This is a genomic window from Amycolatopsis sp. lyj-108 (genome assembly GCF_046549005.1).
In the GTDB taxonomy this organism is placed as follows: Bacteria; Actinomycetota; Actinomycetes; order Mycobacteriales; family Pseudonocardiaceae; genus Amycolatopsis.
In genome coordinates this window covers 414,517-430,771 of the sequence record NZ_JAJPWQ010000001.1, presented here as the reverse complement: position 1 = coordinate 430,771, position 16,255 = coordinate 414,517, and the positions used below count along the sequence as shown (strand labels likewise).

Genomic DNA, 16,255 nt, shown 5'->3' with positions numbered 1-16,255 from the left:
AAGTGGCCGCCAGAGGCGCCGACATCAAGGAGAGCAGCGCATGCCGTCCGAACACTGGACGCACCCGGAGCCTGGAGATGGTCCCGCCGCCGTAGCGGCGCAACCTTCCCCCGAACAGGTGATCGCCGGTTTGCGAGCAACGAGCGAAGGTGGCGCTGAGCTGACTCAGCTGCTCACCCCCGAAGGCGAACGAGTCGCCTCGCCGCAATTCGACCGCTACGTCGACGACATCGACATCGAAGCCCTCAAGGGCCTCTACCGCGACATGGTCCTGGTCCGCCGCGCGGACCGCGAGGCCAACGCGATGCAGCGCCAGGGCCAGCTCGGCATCTGGGTCCCGCTGCTCGGCCAGGAGGCCGCGCAGATCGGCTCCGGCCGCGCGCTGCAGAAGCGGGACATGGCCTTCCCCAGCTACCGCGAACACGGTGTCGCGTACGCCCGCGGCGTCGACCTCAAAGAGGTGCTCGGCATCTTCCGCTGCACCGACCACAGCGGCTGGGACTACAAGGAACACGGCTTCCACCCGTACACCATCGTGATCGGCAACCAGGTGCTCAACGCCGCCGGTTACGCGATGGGCCAGAAGTTCGAAGGCAAGGTCGGCGACGACGACGGCGAAGCGACCATCTGCTACTTCGGTGACGGAGCGACTTCGCAGGGCGACGTGCACGAAGGCTTCGTCTGGGCCGCCGTCTACGACGCGCCGCTCGTGTTCTTCTGCCAGAACAACCAGTGGGCGATCTCGGAGCCCACCGAACGCCAGTCGCGGCTGCCGCTGTACCAGCGCGCCCGCGGTTACGGCTTCCCCGGCATCCGCGTGGACGGCAACGACGTCCTCGCCTGCCTCGCGGTCTCCCGCTGGGCGCTCGACGAATGCCGCCACGGCAACGGCCCGGTGCTGATCGAGGCGTTCACCTATCGGATGGACGCGCACACCACCACCGACGACCCCACCCGCTACCGGCTCTCCGACGAGCTGGAGGAGTGGAAGCTGAAGGACCCGATCGAGCGCGTCCGGGCGTATCTCGCCCGCGGTGGCGGCGCCGACCAGGCGTTCTTCGACCAGGTGCAGGCCGATTCGGACGCGTTCGCGGCCGAGCTGCGCGAGTACTGCTTCAACATGCCCGAACCGCCACCCGAGCGGATCTTCTCCAACGTGTACGCGGAATCCACGCCGCTGCTGGACGCGCAGCGCGAAGAGTTCCTGTCCTACATGGACGGTTTCGTCGGGGCGGGTGAGCACTGAAATGGCCGACCTCCAGAAACTCACCATCGGCAAGGCGATCAACCTCGGCCTCCGGCGCGCCATGGAAGAGGACCCCAAGGTCCTGGTCATGGGTGAAGACGTCGGCAAGCTCGGCGGCGTCTTCCGCATCACCGACGGCCTGCAGAAGGACTTCGGCGAGCAGCGCGTCCTGGACACGCCGCTGGCCGAATCGGGCATTATCGGCACCGCGGTCGGCCTCGCCGTCCGCGGTTTCCGCCCGGTGTGCGAGATCCAGTTCGAGGGCTTCATCTTCCCTGGCTTCGACCAGATCTCCAGCCAGGTCGCGAAGCTGCACTACCGGACACAGGGCAAGATCAAGATGCCCATCGTGATCCGGGTGCCGTTCGGCGGCGGTATCGGCGCGGTCGAGCACCACTCGGAGTCGCCGGAATCGCTGTTCGCGCACATCCCCGGGCTCAAGGTCGTGTCGGTTTCGAACGCCGTCGACGCCTACTGGGGCATCCAGCAGGCGATCAAGTCCGACGACCCGATCCTGTTCTTCGAACCGAAGAAGCTGTACCACTCGGGCGCTTTGAAGGCCGAGATCGACACCGACGCCACGCCGGACCCGCTGTTCAAGTCCCGCGTCATCCGCGAAGGCACGACGGCGACCGTCGTCGCGTACGGCCCGTCGGTGAAGGTCGCGCTCGACGCGGCGGCCGCCGCCGAGGACGAGGGCAAGTCCCTGGAAGTCATCGACCTGCGGACGCTGTCCCCGCTCGACCTGGAGCCGGTGTTCGAATCGGTGCGCAAGACCGGACGGCTCATCGCGCTGAGCGAGGCGCCGTCGGAGTCGTCGCTGACCTCGGAGATCGCCGCGCGTGTGCAGCAGGAATGCTTCTACTCGCTGGAAGCCCCCGTGCTGCGGGTGACCGGATTCGACACGCCGTACCCGCCGGCCAAACTCGAGGAGCACTACCTCCCCGATCTGGACCGGGTCCTGCACACCGTCGACCGCTCACTCGCCTGGTAAGGGGGAAGTTCCTGAAATGCCCGAGTACAAACACTTTCCCCTCGCCGACACGGCGGAGGGGCTGACCGAGGCCGACATCATCGCCTGGCAGGTCAAACCGGGTGACACCGTGACGGTGAACCAGATCGTGGTCGAGGTCGAGACCGCGAAGGCCGCCGTCGAACTGCCCATCCCGTGGGCGGGCGTGGTCACCGAACTGCTCGTCGAACCGGGCCAGACGGTGGAGGTCGGCGCGCCGATCCTCACCATCGACGTCGACCCGGACGGCAAGGCGGCCCCCGCGCCCGCCGCTGCCGCCCCCGTGGCGGAAGAGCCGGCGGAAGAGGAGATGAAGCCGCTGGTCGGCTACGGCTCCAAGGCCGTCGTCACGCAGCGGCGTGCGCGGAAGGGCGCGGCTCCGGCCGCTCCGGCCGCTCCTGCCGCCGCTCCGGTGGCTGTGGCGCCCGCTCCTGTCGCGCCTGCTGTGTCTTCAAAGCCGAAGGGCGGGTACGTGCCGCTGGCGAAGCCGCCGGTACGCAAACTCGCCAAGGACCTCGGCGTCGACCTGCACGCGCTCACCGGCACCGCCGAGGGCGGCGTCATCACCCGTGACGACGTGCAGGCGGCCGCCAACGGTTCCGCGGCACCGGCCTCCGCAGTGTCCAGTGTGGACAGTGGCTACGACCCCGCGACGCGGGAACGCCGGGTGCCGATCAAGGGCGTCCGCAAGGCCACCGCCGCCGCGATGGTGCAGAGCGCCTACACCGCCCCGCACGTCACGGAATTCCTCACCATCGACGTCACGCCGATGATGGATTTCCGGGAGAAGCTCAAGAAGTCGCGCGAGTTCGCCGGGGTCAAGGTCACCCCGCTGACCTTCGCGGCGAAGGCCGTCTGCCTGGCGGCCAAGCGCACTCCGGACGTCAACGCGGTGTGGGACGAGGCGGCACAGGAGATCGTCTACAAGGACTACGTGCACCTCGGGATCGCCGCGGCCACCCCGCGCGGGCTCGTCGTGCCCAAGGTCCGTGACGCGGATTCGATGTCCCTCAAGGAACTCGCGATCGCGCTCACCGAGCTGACCGACGTCGCCCGCGAGGGCAAGACCACCCCGGCGGCCATGCTCGGCGGCACGATCACCATCACCAACGTCGGCGTCTTCGGCGTCGACACCGGAACGCCGATCATCAACCCCGGCGAGTCCGCGATCCTGTGCCTCGGCGCGATCAAGGACACCCCGTGGGTGGTCGACGGCGAGATCAAGGTGCGCAAGGTGCTCCAGCTTTCGCTGAGCTTCGACCACCGCGTGGTCGACGGGCAGCAGGGTTCGGAGTTCCTGGCCGACGTCGGCGCTCTGCTGGCCGACCCCGCGGTCGCGATCACCTACTGAGCCAAAGTCCGTGAAGGCCTCCTTCCCTACTCTCAGGGTAGGGAAGGAGGCCCTCACGGACCTCTGCCTTAATCGCTTGACGGAGTGAGCGCTCACTCCGCACACTGGAGGTATGACAGAAACCGCCTCCCGGCGGAGAGCGCCGGGAATGAGTGCCGACGAGCGGCGCCGGATGATCGTCCAATCCGTGCTGCCCTTGCTGGTGGAGTACGGCGCCGGTGTCACGTCCAGCCAGATCGCCCGGGCCGCGGGCATCGGCGAGGGCACCGTCTTCCGCGTGTTCAAGGACAAGGACGAACTGTTCGCCACCTGCTTCGCCGAGGCGCTGAAACCCGACCAGGTACTCGACGCGATCGCGGTCATCGACCTCGACCAGTCCCTCGATGACAGGCTCATCGAGGCGGCCGACGCGCTCAGCGCGCATCTCCAGCGGATGGGCGCGCTGATGGCGGTCATGCACGGCTCCGGCAAGCGGCCGGAGCATCGCCGCGGCGACCACAGTGACCACAGCGACCGGCGGAAAGAGTCGATGAGCGCGATGCGCGACGCCATGGCCGAACTGTTCGAGCCGGAGAAGGACCGTCTCCGCCTGCCTCCGACGCAGTCCGCGGCGCTGTTCCTGTCGTTGCTGTTCAGCGGCCGGATCCGGTTCAGCGAGACCGGTGACGAACCGACCACGATGGAACTCGTCGACGTGTTCCTCAACGGCGCCTTGGGGACCGCGTGATCGGCCCGCCCGGTGGGAGCCTGGAACTGTTCATGGCTCGCGGCAGACGCCGTCGCCCGCCGTCGACGGTGCCCGACAGCGGCTTGACCGGCCCGGTCGACATCCCGGAGCCCGAACCCGAAGCCCTCCCGAAAGACCTGAAATCCCGGCTTAACCGCATGTGGGTCAACATCGCGGGCACGGTCCGTGGCCTGCCGAAGGTCGCGAAGCTGACCTGGCAGGCGAGCCCGGCGCTGACCATCGTGATCACCCTGGTGACCCTGCTTTCCGGTCTCCTCCCGACGGCGACCGCGTACATCGCGAAGCTGCTGATCGATTCGGTGGTCGCGGCGATCCAGGGACACGGGACGAAGAGCGCGATCGTCGGCGTCGCCCTCTTCCAGTTCGGCGTCCTCGTGCTCACCGCGATTTCGCAGGCGCTGACCACGTACGGCCAGACCCTGTTGCAGGAGCGGATGACGCTGACCATCCGCCATCAGGTGATGAGCCACGCGAGCGAACTGCAGCTTTCGTACTTCGAGGGTTCCGCGTCCTACGACATGCTGCGCCAAGCCGCGCAGGAGGCGCCGACGCGGCCGCTGTCGATGATGAACTCGGCGCTCGGCCTGATCCGGACGTTGATCACCTTCAGCAGCATGATCGTGCTGCTCGTCTCGATCAGCCCGCTGCTGGCGCTCGTCGCGCTGGTGGCGCCGATCCCCGCGTTCATCTCGCAGTCGAAGTACGGCGCCCGCGCGTTCTGGCTGACGTTGATGATGTCCCCGCTGAAACGACGCATGGACTATCTGTCCTCTTTGGTCACCACGGACACCTACGCCAAGGAGACCAAGCTCTTCGGGCTCGGCCCGTACTTCGCCGACCGGTTCCAGCGGCTCGGCCAGGTCTCCTACGACCGTCAACGGACACTGACCCGCAAACGCAGCGTCAGCTCGACGTCGTGGGGGTTGCTCAGCACCGCCGCCGGATCCGCGATCGCGCTGTACATCGCGCTGGAGGCCGTCGGCGGCAGGCTCACCCTGGGCGACCTCGCGCTGTACACGGCCGCGGCGGCGTCGGTGCAGACGTCCGTCCAGGGCCTGTTCACCGCGTTTTCCGGGATGTACGAGAACAATCTCTACCTCGACACGCTGTATCGCTTCCTCGGGACGAAACCGGAGATCGTCGCGCCGCCGGAGCCGCGACCCCTTCCGTCCACTGTGGAGGGGCACATCCGCTTCGAAGAAGTGTCCTTCACCTATCCCGGAGCACCCGACCCCGCTCTCGACGGCGTGAGCTTCGAGATCCGGCCGGGTGAGACGGTCGCCGTCGTCGGCCGCAACGGAGCCGGGAAGTCGACGCTGTTCAAACTGCTGTGCCGGCTGTACGACCCGACGGGCGGGCGGATCCTGCTCGACGACGTCGACATCCGCGAATACGACCCGGTGGAACTGCGGCGGCGGATCAGCGCGATGTTCCAGGACTACGTGACCTACCAGGGCACCGCGGCCGAGAACATCGGGCTCGGCGACCTGACCCACCTCGTCGACCGCGAACAGATCGAGACGTCGGCGAAACGGGCAGGCGCCGACGAGCGGATCGAGCGCCTGCCGAGCGGCTACGACACTCCACTCGGCCGCTGGTTCGACCAGGGTGTCAGCCTCTCCGGCGGCGAATGGCAGAAGATCGCGCTGGCCAGGGCGTTCCTGCGGGAAGCGCCGATCCTGATCCTCGACGAACCGACGTCCGCGCTCGACGCCCAGGCCGAGCACGACCTCTTCTCGCGGCTGCGGCAACTTTCGGAGGGGCGCACGACGCTGTACATCTCGCACCGGTTCTCCACGGTCCGGCAGGCGGAGCGGATTCTGTTGCTGGAGAACGGAAAGGTCGCCGAATACGGAACACACGACGAGCTGATGGCGGCGAAGGCCGGCTACGCCGAACTGTTCACCCTTCAGGCCGCCGCGTACCTCGACGACGCCGTCGGGTGACGATGCGGCGGATCATGGTCGTCGGCTGTAGCGGCGCCGGGAAGTCGACGTTCTCGCGTCGGCTGGGCGCCGCTCTCGGCCTGCCGGTCACCCATCTCGACCGGCTCTTCTGGCGGCCGGGGTGGACCCGGGCGCCCGAGGACGAGTTCCACGCCGCGCAACAGGAGATCGTCGAGTCCGAGGCCTGGGTGATCGACGGCAACTACGGGGCATCGATGCATCTGCGGCTGCCGCGGGCCGACACGATCGTCTTCCTCGACTTCCCGCGCCGCGTCTGCCTCCGGCGGGTGGTGGTGCGGTGTCTGCGCGAGTACGGGCAGGACAAACAGGCATCCGGCTGCCCCGAGCACTTCGACCGGGAGTTCTACTCCTACGTCTGGCGCTGGCCGAAGGACCACCGGGAACGGACGGTACGTCGGCTGGCGGACCAGGGAGCCCACGCGCGGCGGGTCGTGCTGACCAGGCCGCGTGAGGCCGAGGAGTTCCTGCGCCGGATCGGTTGACCTCGGTCACCGTATCGGGGGTTGGGAGCAAAACGGGCAAGCCGTACGTTGTCCAAGTATGGCTGTCGCGTTCCTGCTCTATGTCGTCGCCGAGATCGCCGCCGTGTGGGCGGTGGGCTCGGCCGTTGGCGTGCTCGGCACGATCGCGCTGCTCTTCGCCGGTGTGTTCATCGGCTTCTGGCTCGCCCGCCGCGAAGGCGGCCGCGCCTTCCGCGCGTTCGCCGAGTCCGCGCGGCTCGGGCGACCGGCCGACGCGGAGAAGGAACTCACCGACGGGATGCTGATCGGGCTCGGCGGTCTGCTGATCCTGCTGCCCGGTTTCGTCAGCGACGTCATCGGCCTGCTGTTCATCCTGCCGCCGACACGGAGTGTCGCGCGCAAGGTCTGGCAGAAGCGGATGGCGCGGCGGGCGGTCAAGTTCGCCAACCGCACGCGCGGGCCGGTGATGGTGGTGGACAGCGAGGTCGTCGCGGACACCCCGCCCGCCGAGGCCGCCAAGAAGCAGCCGCCGGTGATCGAGGGCCGCATCGTCGAGGGCTGAGTGCCGCTCCAGCCATCAGCGAACTCTCGACGAGGCAGGTGCCGAGGGTTGAGCCCCTTCCCGAGTGGTGGGGTGAAGGCTCCCTTCGCCGGGTCTGATGCGATGAAGGACGCCTTCGGCCCTGATCAGGTGCGAGGGGGCACGCGTCGATACAGGGGGTCGTGAGTGGCGATTCGGGTTCTATTGACGGGTAGGGCAAAGGTCGCAACGTCGGGGCAGAGGTGCCGTCGCTGAACCCCATGGTCGAGATGCGTCGCGAAAGCCACTTTCGCGACGCCTGAGGTCCCGAAAGTGGCTTTCGCGACACGGCTGCCCCACGGCCGCGAGCGAATCCCCGCAACCCGACACCTTTGCGTTACCTCTCAATAGCCTGAATCGCCACTCACGAGCCGCTCGGTTTGGGAATATCGAAATACCCGCTGAACCGCACCGCCGGCGCGTACTCGCCCTTCACCTTCACCTTGCCGGTGACGAACATCGCCGCCACGGCCGCGTTGCCGGTGGCCATCCGGATGAAGTCGTCGACGGACAGCGTGATGGTGGTGTCCGGAGTGCGCGCGAGATCGGTGCTGGAAACGCAGACGCCGTCTTCGATGACCGTTTGAAAGCGATCGAAACCGTCTTCTCCGTGACCGTCGGTAAAACGCCATGCGACGACGAAGTCGACATGCCGTGCGCGTTCCGGTGCGAAATGATCCGACATTCTGCGGAAAATCTCGTCGAGGAACGCCGCACGCAGTTCCGGATGATCGGCGATCGCCTTGAGTTGCTCGCGTGACGCCCGTTGCACGACGTCGACGAGCACCTCGGTCTCCAGCGAGCTCAGCTCGATGCCCGCACCGGTTTCGCCCAGCATGTGCAGGGTTTCCAGGACCTGGGTGAACTGCTCGGGGCTCAGTTTGGCGAGCTCGAGCTTCTCCGCGAAAGCGTTGACGACGTGCTCGCCACCGGTGCGCGTCTTGTGCGGCCGTAACGGACGGGAAAGGCGTACCTTGTCCCGCCAGCGCCGGATCGGAGAATTTCGGGGCACGGCACGGAAGTGTATCTGCTCGGCCGGGTTCAGGACGGCTTCGGCAGGTCGAAGAAACCGATCAGACCGGCCGCGAATGCCAGGTCACCTTTTACTTTGATCTTTCCGGTGACGAATAGCACAGCGGGCGTCGCCTGATGGGTGATGAGCCGGAAGAAATCGACCGGCGCGATCGTGATCGTCACCCTCGGTTTCTCCCTCATGTCCCGGCTGACCGTGCACTCGCCGTGCGAGATGACCGTCTCGTAGCGGTCGTACCCGCCGTCGCCGGTGCCGCCGGACAACCGCCAGTGGACGACGGCGTGCAGGGTCTTCGCGCGGTCCTGCCGGATGTGCGCGCCCATGCGGTCGAAGATCTCGCGCAGCACCCGGTCCCGGAGCGGCCGTTCGGCGATGACGCTCTCGAGTTGCGTACGCGAGGCGCGCGCGACGAGGTTCGCGAAGCGGGCCGGGTCGACCTTGCGGAGGTCGAACGCGGGCGCGGACTCGGCGAGCCGCCCGAGCGCGGCCAGCAGCCGCCGGACGTCGTCCTTGCCGAGGTCCTTCGGGTCGATCGCGCCCGCGACCTCGTTGACGTCGAGAGAGTGCGCTTCGGCGGAATCCGGCTCGATCCGCTCCAGCGCGTCGACCAGCGCGCGGCCGGTCAGCCCCACGATCTCGGTCATCTTCCCTCCAGTTCCGCCTACCCGAGCGTAAGGCTACCCGCGAGTAGGTAGGCGGGCAAGCGTGCCGAAATCACCCTTGCCGGTGGTAGCCCGGTAGCGTCTTACGCGAACTAAGGGGAGGTCCTGAGTGTCCGAGGAAGTACCGCGTCCCGCCGAACGCGCCAAGAGGCTGCCGAGAGCGGTGCGGGAACGCCAGATCCTGGACGCAGCGGTCTCGGTGTTCTCGCGCTACGGCTATCACTCCGCGTCGATGGACGAGATCTCCGAGGTCGCCGGCGTGTCCAAGCCGATGATCTACACCTATCTCGGCTCGAAGGAAGACCTCTTCGGCGCGTGCATCCGCCGCGAAGCCACCCGCCTGCTGGAGGCGGTGCAGGACGGGATCAAACCCGATCTGCCGCCCGACATGCAGCTTTGGCACGGGCTCCGCGCGTTCTACCGGTTCGTCGCCGACTACCGCGAGTCGTGGACGGTGCTGCACCGCCAGGCCATGACCGTCGGCGGCGCCTTCGCCGCGGAGATCACCGACATGCGCACCCGCGCGATCGAGCTGGTCGCCGCGCTCGTCGTCTCCGCGGGCACCCGCAAGGGTCTCGGCGAGCAGGCCGAGTTCTCCGGCGCCGGGCTGTCCGCCGCGCTGGTCGGGGCGGCCGAGTCGCTGGCCGACTGGGCCCTCGACCACCCCGATGTCTCCGACGGCGTACTCGCCTCGTGGCTGATGAACCTGGTTTGGCTCGGGTTCAACGACCTCGTCGAGGGCGAGATCTGGAAGCCGTCAGAGAGCGACGACTGAGCCCTCCAGGTGCGGCTTCGGCTTGCGCGCGTTCCAGAGTTCGAAGGCCCAGCCCTCGCCCTCACTCCAAGTGGTGAACGCCGCCTTCGCCGGCAACAGCACCGGCTGCTTGAACTTGACGTCGACGGTGAACGCCTCCGGAAGCCTGCCTTCGAACGCCGCGAGCGCGTGCGCCTTCGTCCACATGCCGTGCGCGATCGCGGACGGGAAGCCGAACGCCTTCGCGGTGATCGGGTGCAGGTGGATCGGGTTGCGGTCGCCGGAGACCTCGGCATAGCGGCGGCCGATGTCGCCGGGCACCTGCCAGATCGCGGTGGGCGACGGCTGCGAGAGCTGCCCGCGCGAGGTCTTCTCGCCGCTGCCGCCACCGCGGCGCAGATACGTGCTGACGTCCGTCCACACCGGACTGTCGCTGACGAGCAGCTCGCTGATCACGTCGAACTGCTTGCCCTTTTCGTGCGGGCGCAGGTCCTCGGCGCGCACGCGCAGGGTGAACGTCTCGTCGAGCCGCAGCTGCCGGTGCTGGGTGATCCGGTTGGCGACGTGCACCATGCCCAGCAACGGGAACGGGAAGTCGGCCTCGGTCATCAACGCCATCTGCAGCGGGAACGCGAGGATATGCGGATACGTCGCCGGGAGGACGTCGTCCAGCCGGAATCCGCACACCTGGTTGTACGCGGCGAGATGCGCCGGGTCGACGACGACGCCCTCGCGGACGAACTCGGTGCCGGGCAGCGTGTTCCCGCCGCTCTTGCGCAGCGAGCCGAGCAACGCCTTGGGGTACAGCGAAGACAGGCTCGGCGATTCGCGAAGTTCCTTGACCGCCATGATCACGCCCCCAGGAGTGCCTGGCCGCAGACGCGGACCACGTTGCCGTTGACCGCGACCGAAGCCGGGTTCGCGTACCAGGCGATCGTCTCGGCGACGTCGACCGGGAGCCCGCCCTGGCCGAGGCTGGAGAGCCGCCGCCCGGCCTCGCGGATGAACAGCGGGACGGCGGCGGTCATCTTGGTCTCGATGAAACCGGGCGCGACGGCGTTGATCGTGCCGCCGTATTCGGCGAGCTTCGGCGCGCCGTCGTTCACCATGCCGATGACGCCCGCCTTGCTGGTGGCGTAGTTGGTCTGGCCGACGTTGCCCGCGATCCCGGCGATCGAGGAGACGCCGATGATCCGGCCGTTCTCGTGCAGCACCTTGTCGGCCACGAGCTTTTCGTTCACCGCGAGCTGCGACGCGAGGTTGACCGCGATGACCGAGTCCCAGCCGCCTTCGGTCATGTTGCCGAGCGTCTTGTCGCGGGTGATGCCCGCGTTGTGCACGACGATGTCGACGCCGCCGTGGCGCGTGGTCAGGTACTCGGCGAGCTTCTCCGGCGCGTCGGCGGCGGTGATGTCCAGCTGCAGCGAGGAGCCGCCGACCTTGTTGGCCACCTTGGACAGATCCGCGCCCTGCGCGGGGATGTCGAGCGCGACGACGTGGGCGCCGTCGCGGCCCAGCACCTCGGCGATGGCGGCGCCGATACCGCGGGAAGCGCCGGTGACCAGGGCGACCTTGCCTTCGAGGGGCTTCGTCCAGTCGACCGGGGCGGAGGCGGTCTTGGTCTCGGTGCCGACGCGGATGACCTGGGCGTCGACGAAGGCGGACTTCGACGACAGTAGGAACCGGAGCGTGGACTCAGTGGCCTCTTCGGCTCCTTCGGCGACGTACACGAGCTGGGCGGTCGCGCCGCGCTTCAGTTCCTTACCGACGGAGCGCACGAAGCCTTCGAGGGCGCGCTGCGCGATCCTCTCGTGTCCTTCGGCCAGCTCCGGCGGCGTTCCGAGGACGACGACGCGGCCCGACGGCCCAACGCTCCGGATCACCGGGTGGAAGAAGGAGTAGACCTCGCGAAGCTGCTTCGGGTCCTTCACGCCAGTCGCGTCGAAGACGAGCGCGGCGTGCTTGTCGGCAGCCGCCGAGATGACCTCGATACCCGCGCGGTGCAGCTGCGCCTCGATCACCTTTTCGAGGCGACCGCCCGGCGCGGCACCCAGAAGTGCGGGACCCTCGAGAGAGGGCTGACCGGGCTTGTACCGGCGGAGCGTCGCGGGATTCGGCAGGCCGAGCTTCGGCACCACGAACTTCCCCACCGGGGATTTCGTGAACTGCTGGTACCTGTCAGCCATTACGTGCCTCCCGTGCAGTTTGCGTCACGTCGCATTCTAACCTACTCGCTAGTAGGTTACAGTGTGAGAGAGCCTACGGAGGAGTGGAAAAAATGGCCACGAAAAGGACGGCACCCGTGCGCAAGGTCGCGATCATCGGCGGCAACCGGATCCCCTTCGCCCGCTCGAACGGCCCGTACGCGCAAGCGTCGAACCAGGACATGTTCACGGCCGCCCTCGACGGCCTGGTCAGCCGATTCTCCCTCCAGGACGAGGTGATCGGCGAGGTCGCCGCCGGCGCCGTGCTCAAGCACGCCCGCGACTTCAACCTCGCCCGCGAGAGCGTCCTCGGCAGCAGGCTGAACCCCGCCACCCCGGCCTCCGACGTGCAGATGGCGTGCGGCACCGGTCTCCAGGCGATCATCAACGTCGCCAACAAGATCGCGCTCGGCCAGATCGACTCGGCCATCGCGGGCGGCGTCGACACCACGTCCGACGCGCCGCTGGCGGTCAACGACGACCTGCGCCAGATCCTCGTGCAGCTCAACGCCGCGAAGACGCTCCCCGACCGGCTGAAGCTCGCCGCGAAGCTGCGCCCCGGCCACATCGTCCCCGAGATCCCGCGCAACTCCGAGCCGCGCACCGGCCTGTCCATGGGCGAGCACGCGGCGCTGACCGCGAAGGTCTGGGAAATCACGCGCGAGGCGCAGGACGAACTCGCCGCGACCAGCCACCAGCGCCTCGGCGCCGCGTACGACAAGGGCTTCTTCGACGACCTGGTGACGCCGTACCTGAAGCTGGCCCGCGACCAGAACCTGCGGCCGGACTCCAGCGTCGAGAAGCTCGCGAAGCTGAAGCCCGCCTTCGGTGGTCCTGACGGCACGATGACCGCGGGCAACTCGACGCCGCTGTCCGACGGCGCGTCGACCGTCCTGCTCGCGACCGAACAGTGGGCCAAGGCCCGGAAGCTGCCGGTGCTGGCGTACCTGACGTTCTCGCAGACCGCGGCCGTCGACTACGTCCACGGCGACGAGGGACTGCTGATGGCGCCCGCGTACGCCGTCCCGCAGATGCTCACGCGCGCCGGGCTCACCTTGCAGGACTTCGACTTCTACGAGATCCACGAGGCCTTCGCGTCGCAGGTGCTCGCCACCCTCAAGGCGTGGGAGGACCCGGCGTTCGCCAAGGAGAAGCTCGGCCTCGACGAGCCCCTCGGCGCCATCGATCGGGCGAAGCTGAACGTCAACGGCTCGTCGCTGGCGGCCGGGCACCCGTTCGCCGCGACCGGCGGCCGTATCGTCGCCACCCTCGCGAAGCTGTTGGGCGAGAAGGGATCCGGCCGCGGACTCATCTCGATCTGCGCCGCGGGCGGCCAGGGCGTCACCGCGATCCTCGAAAAGTAACCGTTCGCCCGCAGCGGATCGGGGAAAAACCCGGGTGCCTTTGTCGGTGCCCGGGTCTAGCGTGTGCGCATGTTCGCAGTTCAGGCGAAAGCGCTGGTCAAGACCTACGGGTCCACACGGGCACTCGACGGGGTCGACCTGTCGATCCCGAAGGGCAAGGTGCTGGGCCTGCTGGGGCCGAACGGTGCCGGCAAAACGACGACCGTCCGCATCCTGACCACCCTGCTCCGTCCGGATTCGGGCGAGGCGGAGGTGGCCGGGCACGATGTGCTGGCCCAGCCCGACGCCGTCCGGCGGTCGATCGGGTTGTCCGGGCAGTACGCCGCCGTGGACGAGAACCTCACCGGGTTCGAGAACCTGTACATGGTCGGCAGGCTGTACGGGAGCAAGAAGGCCGCGGCGAAAACGCGGGCACGGGAACTGCTCGCCCGGTTCCGGCTGGAGGACGCGGCGGATCGCCCCGCCAAGACGTATTCCGGCGGTATGCGGCGACGGCTCGACCTCGCGGGCGCGCTGGTCGCCGAGCCGACCGTGGTGATCCTCGACGAACCGACCACCGGGCTCGACCCGCGCGGCCGGATCGACACCTGGGAGGTCATCAAGGAACTCGTCGCCGACGGCACCACGGTGCTGCTGACCACGCAGTACCTGGAGGAGGCCGATCAGCTCGCCGACTCGATCGTGGTGATCGACAAGGGGAAGGTCATCGCGCGCGGCACGGCCGACGAGCTCAAGCAGGAGATCGGCGGCGAGCGGCTGGAGCTGGTCGTGGCGAACACGAGCGACCTCGCCGTCACCACGCAGGTGCTGACCGAGGTCGGCTCGGGGACACCGTCGGTCGACGAGCACACCCGCAAGGTCGACGTCCTGGTCGAGGGCGGGCCGAAGGCGTTGATCGAGGCGCTGCGGCGGCTGGACGGCCACGGCGTCGCCATTCAGGACGTCGCGCTGCACCGGCCGACGCTCGACGACGTGTTCCTTTCGCTGACGGGGCACGCGACGGACGAGGGGGAGAAGAAGTGAGCGCGGTCGCGAAGGCCTTTTCCGATGGTGGCGTGATCACCTGGCGGAACCTGAAGAACGTCCAGCGCAACCCGGACTGGCTGATGGCGGCGACCCTGCAGCCGATCATGTTCGTGCTGCTGTTCGCGTACGTCTTCGGCGACGCGATCGGCGGCGAAGCGGGCGGGCTCGCGTACCGGGAGTTCCTGATCGCCGGCATCTTCGCGCAGACGGTCGCGTTCAACTCGGCGTTCACCGTGATCGGATTCGCGAACGACCTGCAGAAGGGCATCATCGACAGGTTCCGTTCGCTGCCGATCTCCCGCCTCGCGGTGATCTTCGGCCGGACGACCTCGGATCTGGTGATCAGCGTGGTCGCGCTGATCGTCATGTCGCTGTGCGGGCTGCTCGTCGGCTGGCGGATCCGCGGCAGCTTCCTCGACGCGGTGCTCGGCTATCTCGTGATGCTGATGTTCGCCTGGGCACTGTCCTGGGTCGGCGCGTGGATCGGGCTCGTCGCACGCAGTGTCGAGGTCGCGCAGAGCGCCGGGCTGATGTGGATGTTCCCGCTGAGCTTCATCTCGACGGCGTTCGTCCCGGCGGACAAGCTGCCGGGAGTGCTGAAGGCGATCGCCGACTGGAACCCGTTCACCGCGGTGATCAACTCGGCCCGTGACCTGTTCGGGAACCGCTTCGGCGCGGCACCGACGGGTTGGCCTGCCGAGAACGCTTCGCTGTACGCGATCCTGTGCTGCGTCGCCATCATCGCGATCTTCGCGCCGCTCGCGACGGCCCAGTACAAGAAGGTCGCGAGCCGCTAGGAAAACTTCTGTGCAGAAATGTCGAACCGCCGTCGGGCCGCTCGACGCGTCGGTGAAGGCGGGGTAGAAACAGCCCCGCCAAGACACTGAGGAGCAGCGATGCGGTTTCTGATGATGCACCGGCTCGACGAGAGCGCCCCGGAAGCCTGGAACCCCAGCAAGGAGTTCATCGAGCAGATGGGCGCCTTCATCCAGGACTCGTTCGAGAAGGGCATCCTGATCACGGCGGAGGGCGTGCACCCGTCGGAGAAGGGCGCGAAGGTCCGCAAGGTGCGCGGCGGCAAGATCACCGCGACGGACGGCCCGTTCACCGAGGCCAAGGAGGTCATCGGCGGGTTCGCGCTGATCAACGCCAAGGACCTGGCCGAGGCCGTCTCGTTCGCCGAGTCCTACGCCGCGCTGTTCGACGAGATCGAGGTCGAGGTGCGGACGGTCGTCGAGGAAGAGGACATCGCCGCCCTCACTTCATGACCCCACGCAATTAGTCACCTACTTGCGGCCTCTTCCCGGCGCAAGTAGGTGACTAATTGCGGGAGTTCTACTTCGTGATCGCCTTCTCGGCCTTCTTCGCCAGCTTCTCGGCGTGCTTCTCCGTCTTCGACGCGGCGCGGCGGGCACGCCAGCCGAGCGACGGCTTGCCGGCGGTGTCGGCGGCGGCCAGCAGCAGGCCACCGGCGAGACCGGCGTTCTTGATGAACTGGATCTGCTGCTGCTGACGTTCGGCCGGTTCCTTGATCTCCCAGAACCGGTGCGCGGCCAGCGTGGTCGGGACGAGGCTGCCGAGCAGCAGCAGCGAGGCCAGGCGCGGCGCCTTGCCCGCGGCGAGCGCGACCCCGGCGCCGACCTTCACCGCGGCGTCGATCCGGATGAGGGTGGCGGGGTCGCGCGGCACCGCCTCCGGCACCACGCCTTCCAGCTTGTCGAAGGACTCGGTGAGGAACGGCTCCGCTGCCTTGGCGTGCCCCTGGGTGTCCCTCAGCGCGCCGATCCCACCGGAGATGAAGATCGCGGCGAGGAGCGGACGTGCGACGCGACGGAGAATCACGGTCG

The 16,255-nt window shown here is 68.0% G+C and carries 17 protein-coding genes; 12 read left to right on the top strand and 5 right to left on the bottom strand.

Going from position 1 to position 16,255, the window contains the following annotated elements:
• The first annotated feature begins 40 nt into the window (after nucleotides 1-40).
• The 7 genes from pdhA to ACLJO0_RS02035 all read left to right on the top strand — a co-directional run bounded on the left by pdhA (nucleotide 41) and on the right by ACLJO0_RS02035 (nucleotide 7,347).
• Nucleotides 41-1,246 (top strand): pyruvate dehydrogenase (acetyl-transferring) E1 component subunit alpha, encoded by a 1,206-nt coding sequence (gene pdhA / locus ACLJO0_RS02065; protein WP_125790807.1) that lies wholly within the window; start codon nucleotides 41-43, stop codon nucleotides 1,244-1,246.
• Between the two features lies 1 nt (nucleotide 1,247).
• Nucleotides 1,248-2,240, top strand: coding sequence for an alpha-ketoacid dehydrogenase subunit beta (locus ACLJO0_RS02060; RefSeq protein WP_125780070.1), 993 nt, complete (start codon nucleotides 1,248-1,250; stop codon nucleotides 2,238-2,240).
• A 16-nt stretch (nucleotides 2,241-2,256) separates the two neighbouring features.
• Entirely contained in the window at nucleotides 2,257-3,609 is a 1,353-nt protein-coding gene (locus ACLJO0_RS02055) for a dihydrolipoamide acetyltransferase family protein (protein WP_410576315.1), read from the top strand.
• Nucleotides 3,610-3,757: 148 nt separating this feature from the next.
• A complete protein-coding gene (locus ACLJO0_RS02050) occupies nucleotides 3,758-4,336 on the top strand; it encodes a TetR/AcrR family transcriptional regulator (protein ID WP_410576948.1) in 579 nt (192 codons plus the stop codon).
• 32 nt (nucleotides 4,337-4,368) lie between these two features.
• A complete protein-coding gene (locus tag ACLJO0_RS02045) occupies nucleotides 4,369-6,303 on the top strand; it encodes an ABC transporter ATP-binding protein (RefSeq protein WP_410576314.1) in 1,935 nt (644 codons plus the stop codon).
• A gap of 2 nt (nucleotides 6,304-6,305) precedes the next feature.
• Entirely contained in the window at nucleotides 6,306-6,806 is a 501-nt protein-coding gene (locus ACLJO0_RS02040; protein ID WP_410576947.1) for a DNA topology modulation protein FlaR, read from the top strand.
• A gap of 58 nt (nucleotides 6,807-6,864) precedes the next feature.
• Nucleotides 6,865-7,347: an FxsA family protein gene (locus ACLJO0_RS02035; protein ID WP_410576313.1), complete on the top strand. Its 483-nt coding sequence runs from the start codon at nucleotides 6,865-6,867 to the stop codon at nucleotides 7,345-7,347.
• A gap of 382 nt (nucleotides 7,348-7,729) precedes the next feature.
• Here ACLJO0_RS02035 and ACLJO0_RS02030 read toward each other — a convergent pair whose 3' ends face one another.
• Both ACLJO0_RS02030 and ACLJO0_RS02025 read right to left on the bottom strand, forming a co-directional pair.
• Nucleotides 7,730-8,377 carry an SCP2 sterol-binding domain-containing protein gene (locus ACLJO0_RS02030; RefSeq protein WP_410576312.1) on the bottom strand — a complete coding sequence of 216 codons (648 nt, stop codon included), beginning with the start codon at nucleotides 8,375-8,377 and terminating at the stop codon, nucleotides 7,730-7,732.
• 29 nt (nucleotides 8,378-8,406) lie between these two features.
• Entirely contained in the window at nucleotides 8,407-9,042 is a 636-nt protein-coding gene (locus ACLJO0_RS02025; RefSeq protein ID WP_410576311.1) for an SCP2 sterol-binding domain-containing protein, read from the bottom strand.
• A gap of 127 nt (nucleotides 9,043-9,169) precedes the next feature.
• Between ACLJO0_RS02025 and ACLJO0_RS02020 the strand changes: the two genes are divergently transcribed.
• Nucleotides 9,170-9,835: a TetR/AcrR family transcriptional regulator gene (locus tag ACLJO0_RS02020; protein WP_007032385.1), complete on the top strand. Its 666-nt coding sequence runs from the start codon at nucleotides 9,170-9,172 to the stop codon at nucleotides 9,833-9,835.
• On the opposite strand, the gene ACLJO0_RS02015 is transcribed toward ACLJO0_RS02020, so the two are convergent.
• Together ACLJO0_RS02015 and ACLJO0_RS02010 are read right to left on the bottom strand one after the other, a co-directional pair.
• A complete protein-coding gene (locus tag ACLJO0_RS02015; protein ID WP_410576310.1) occupies nucleotides 9,818-10,663 on the bottom strand; it encodes a MaoC family dehydratase in 846 nt (281 codons plus the stop codon). The genes ACLJO0_RS02020 and ACLJO0_RS02015 overlap by 18 nt on opposite strands.
• A gap of 2 nt (nucleotides 10,664-10,665) precedes the next feature.
• Nucleotides 10,666-12,000 carry a 3-oxoacyl-ACP reductase gene (locus tag ACLJO0_RS02010; RefSeq protein WP_410576309.1) on the bottom strand — a complete coding sequence of 445 codons (1,335 nt, stop codon included), beginning with the start codon at nucleotides 11,998-12,000 and terminating at the stop codon, nucleotides 10,666-10,668.
• A gap of 92 nt (nucleotides 12,001-12,092) precedes the next feature.
• Between ACLJO0_RS02010 and ACLJO0_RS02005 the strand changes: the two genes are divergently transcribed.
• The 4 genes from ACLJO0_RS02005 to ACLJO0_RS01990 all read left to right on the top strand — a co-directional run bounded on the left by ACLJO0_RS02005 (nucleotide 12,093) and on the right by ACLJO0_RS01990 (nucleotide 15,676).
• On the top strand, nucleotides 12,093-13,382 hold the full coding sequence (locus ACLJO0_RS02005) for an acetyl-CoA C-acetyltransferase (RefSeq protein ID WP_125790802.1): 1,290 nt from the start codon (nucleotides 12,093-12,095) through the stop codon (nucleotides 13,380-13,382).
• A 69-nt stretch (nucleotides 13,383-13,451) separates the two neighbouring features.
• A complete protein-coding gene (locus tag ACLJO0_RS02000; protein WP_410576308.1) occupies nucleotides 13,452-14,405 on the top strand; it encodes an ATP-binding cassette domain-containing protein in 954 nt (317 codons plus the stop codon).
• Nucleotides 14,402-15,205 (top strand): ABC transporter permease, encoded by an 804-nt coding sequence (locus ACLJO0_RS01995; protein ID WP_125679465.1) that lies wholly within the window; start codon nucleotides 14,402-14,404, stop codon nucleotides 15,203-15,205. Before ACLJO0_RS02000 ends, ACLJO0_RS01995 begins: the two co-directional genes overlap by 4 nt.
• A 99-nt stretch (nucleotides 15,206-15,304) precedes the next feature.
• Complete coding sequence (locus tag ACLJO0_RS01990; RefSeq protein WP_125790800.1) at nucleotides 15,305-15,676, top strand: YciI family protein; 372 nt, start codon at nucleotides 15,305-15,307, stop codon at nucleotides 15,674-15,676.
• Between the two features lie 67 nt (nucleotides 15,677-15,743).
• Here the strand turns inward: ACLJO0_RS01990 and ACLJO0_RS01985 are convergent, their stop codons facing one another.
• Nucleotides 15,744-16,250, bottom strand: a complete 507-nt coding sequence (locus ACLJO0_RS01985) for a DoxX family membrane protein (RefSeq protein ID WP_410576307.1) — start codon at nucleotides 16,248-16,250, stop codon at nucleotides 15,744-15,746.
• Nucleotides 16,251-16,255 lie beyond the last annotated feature (5 nt).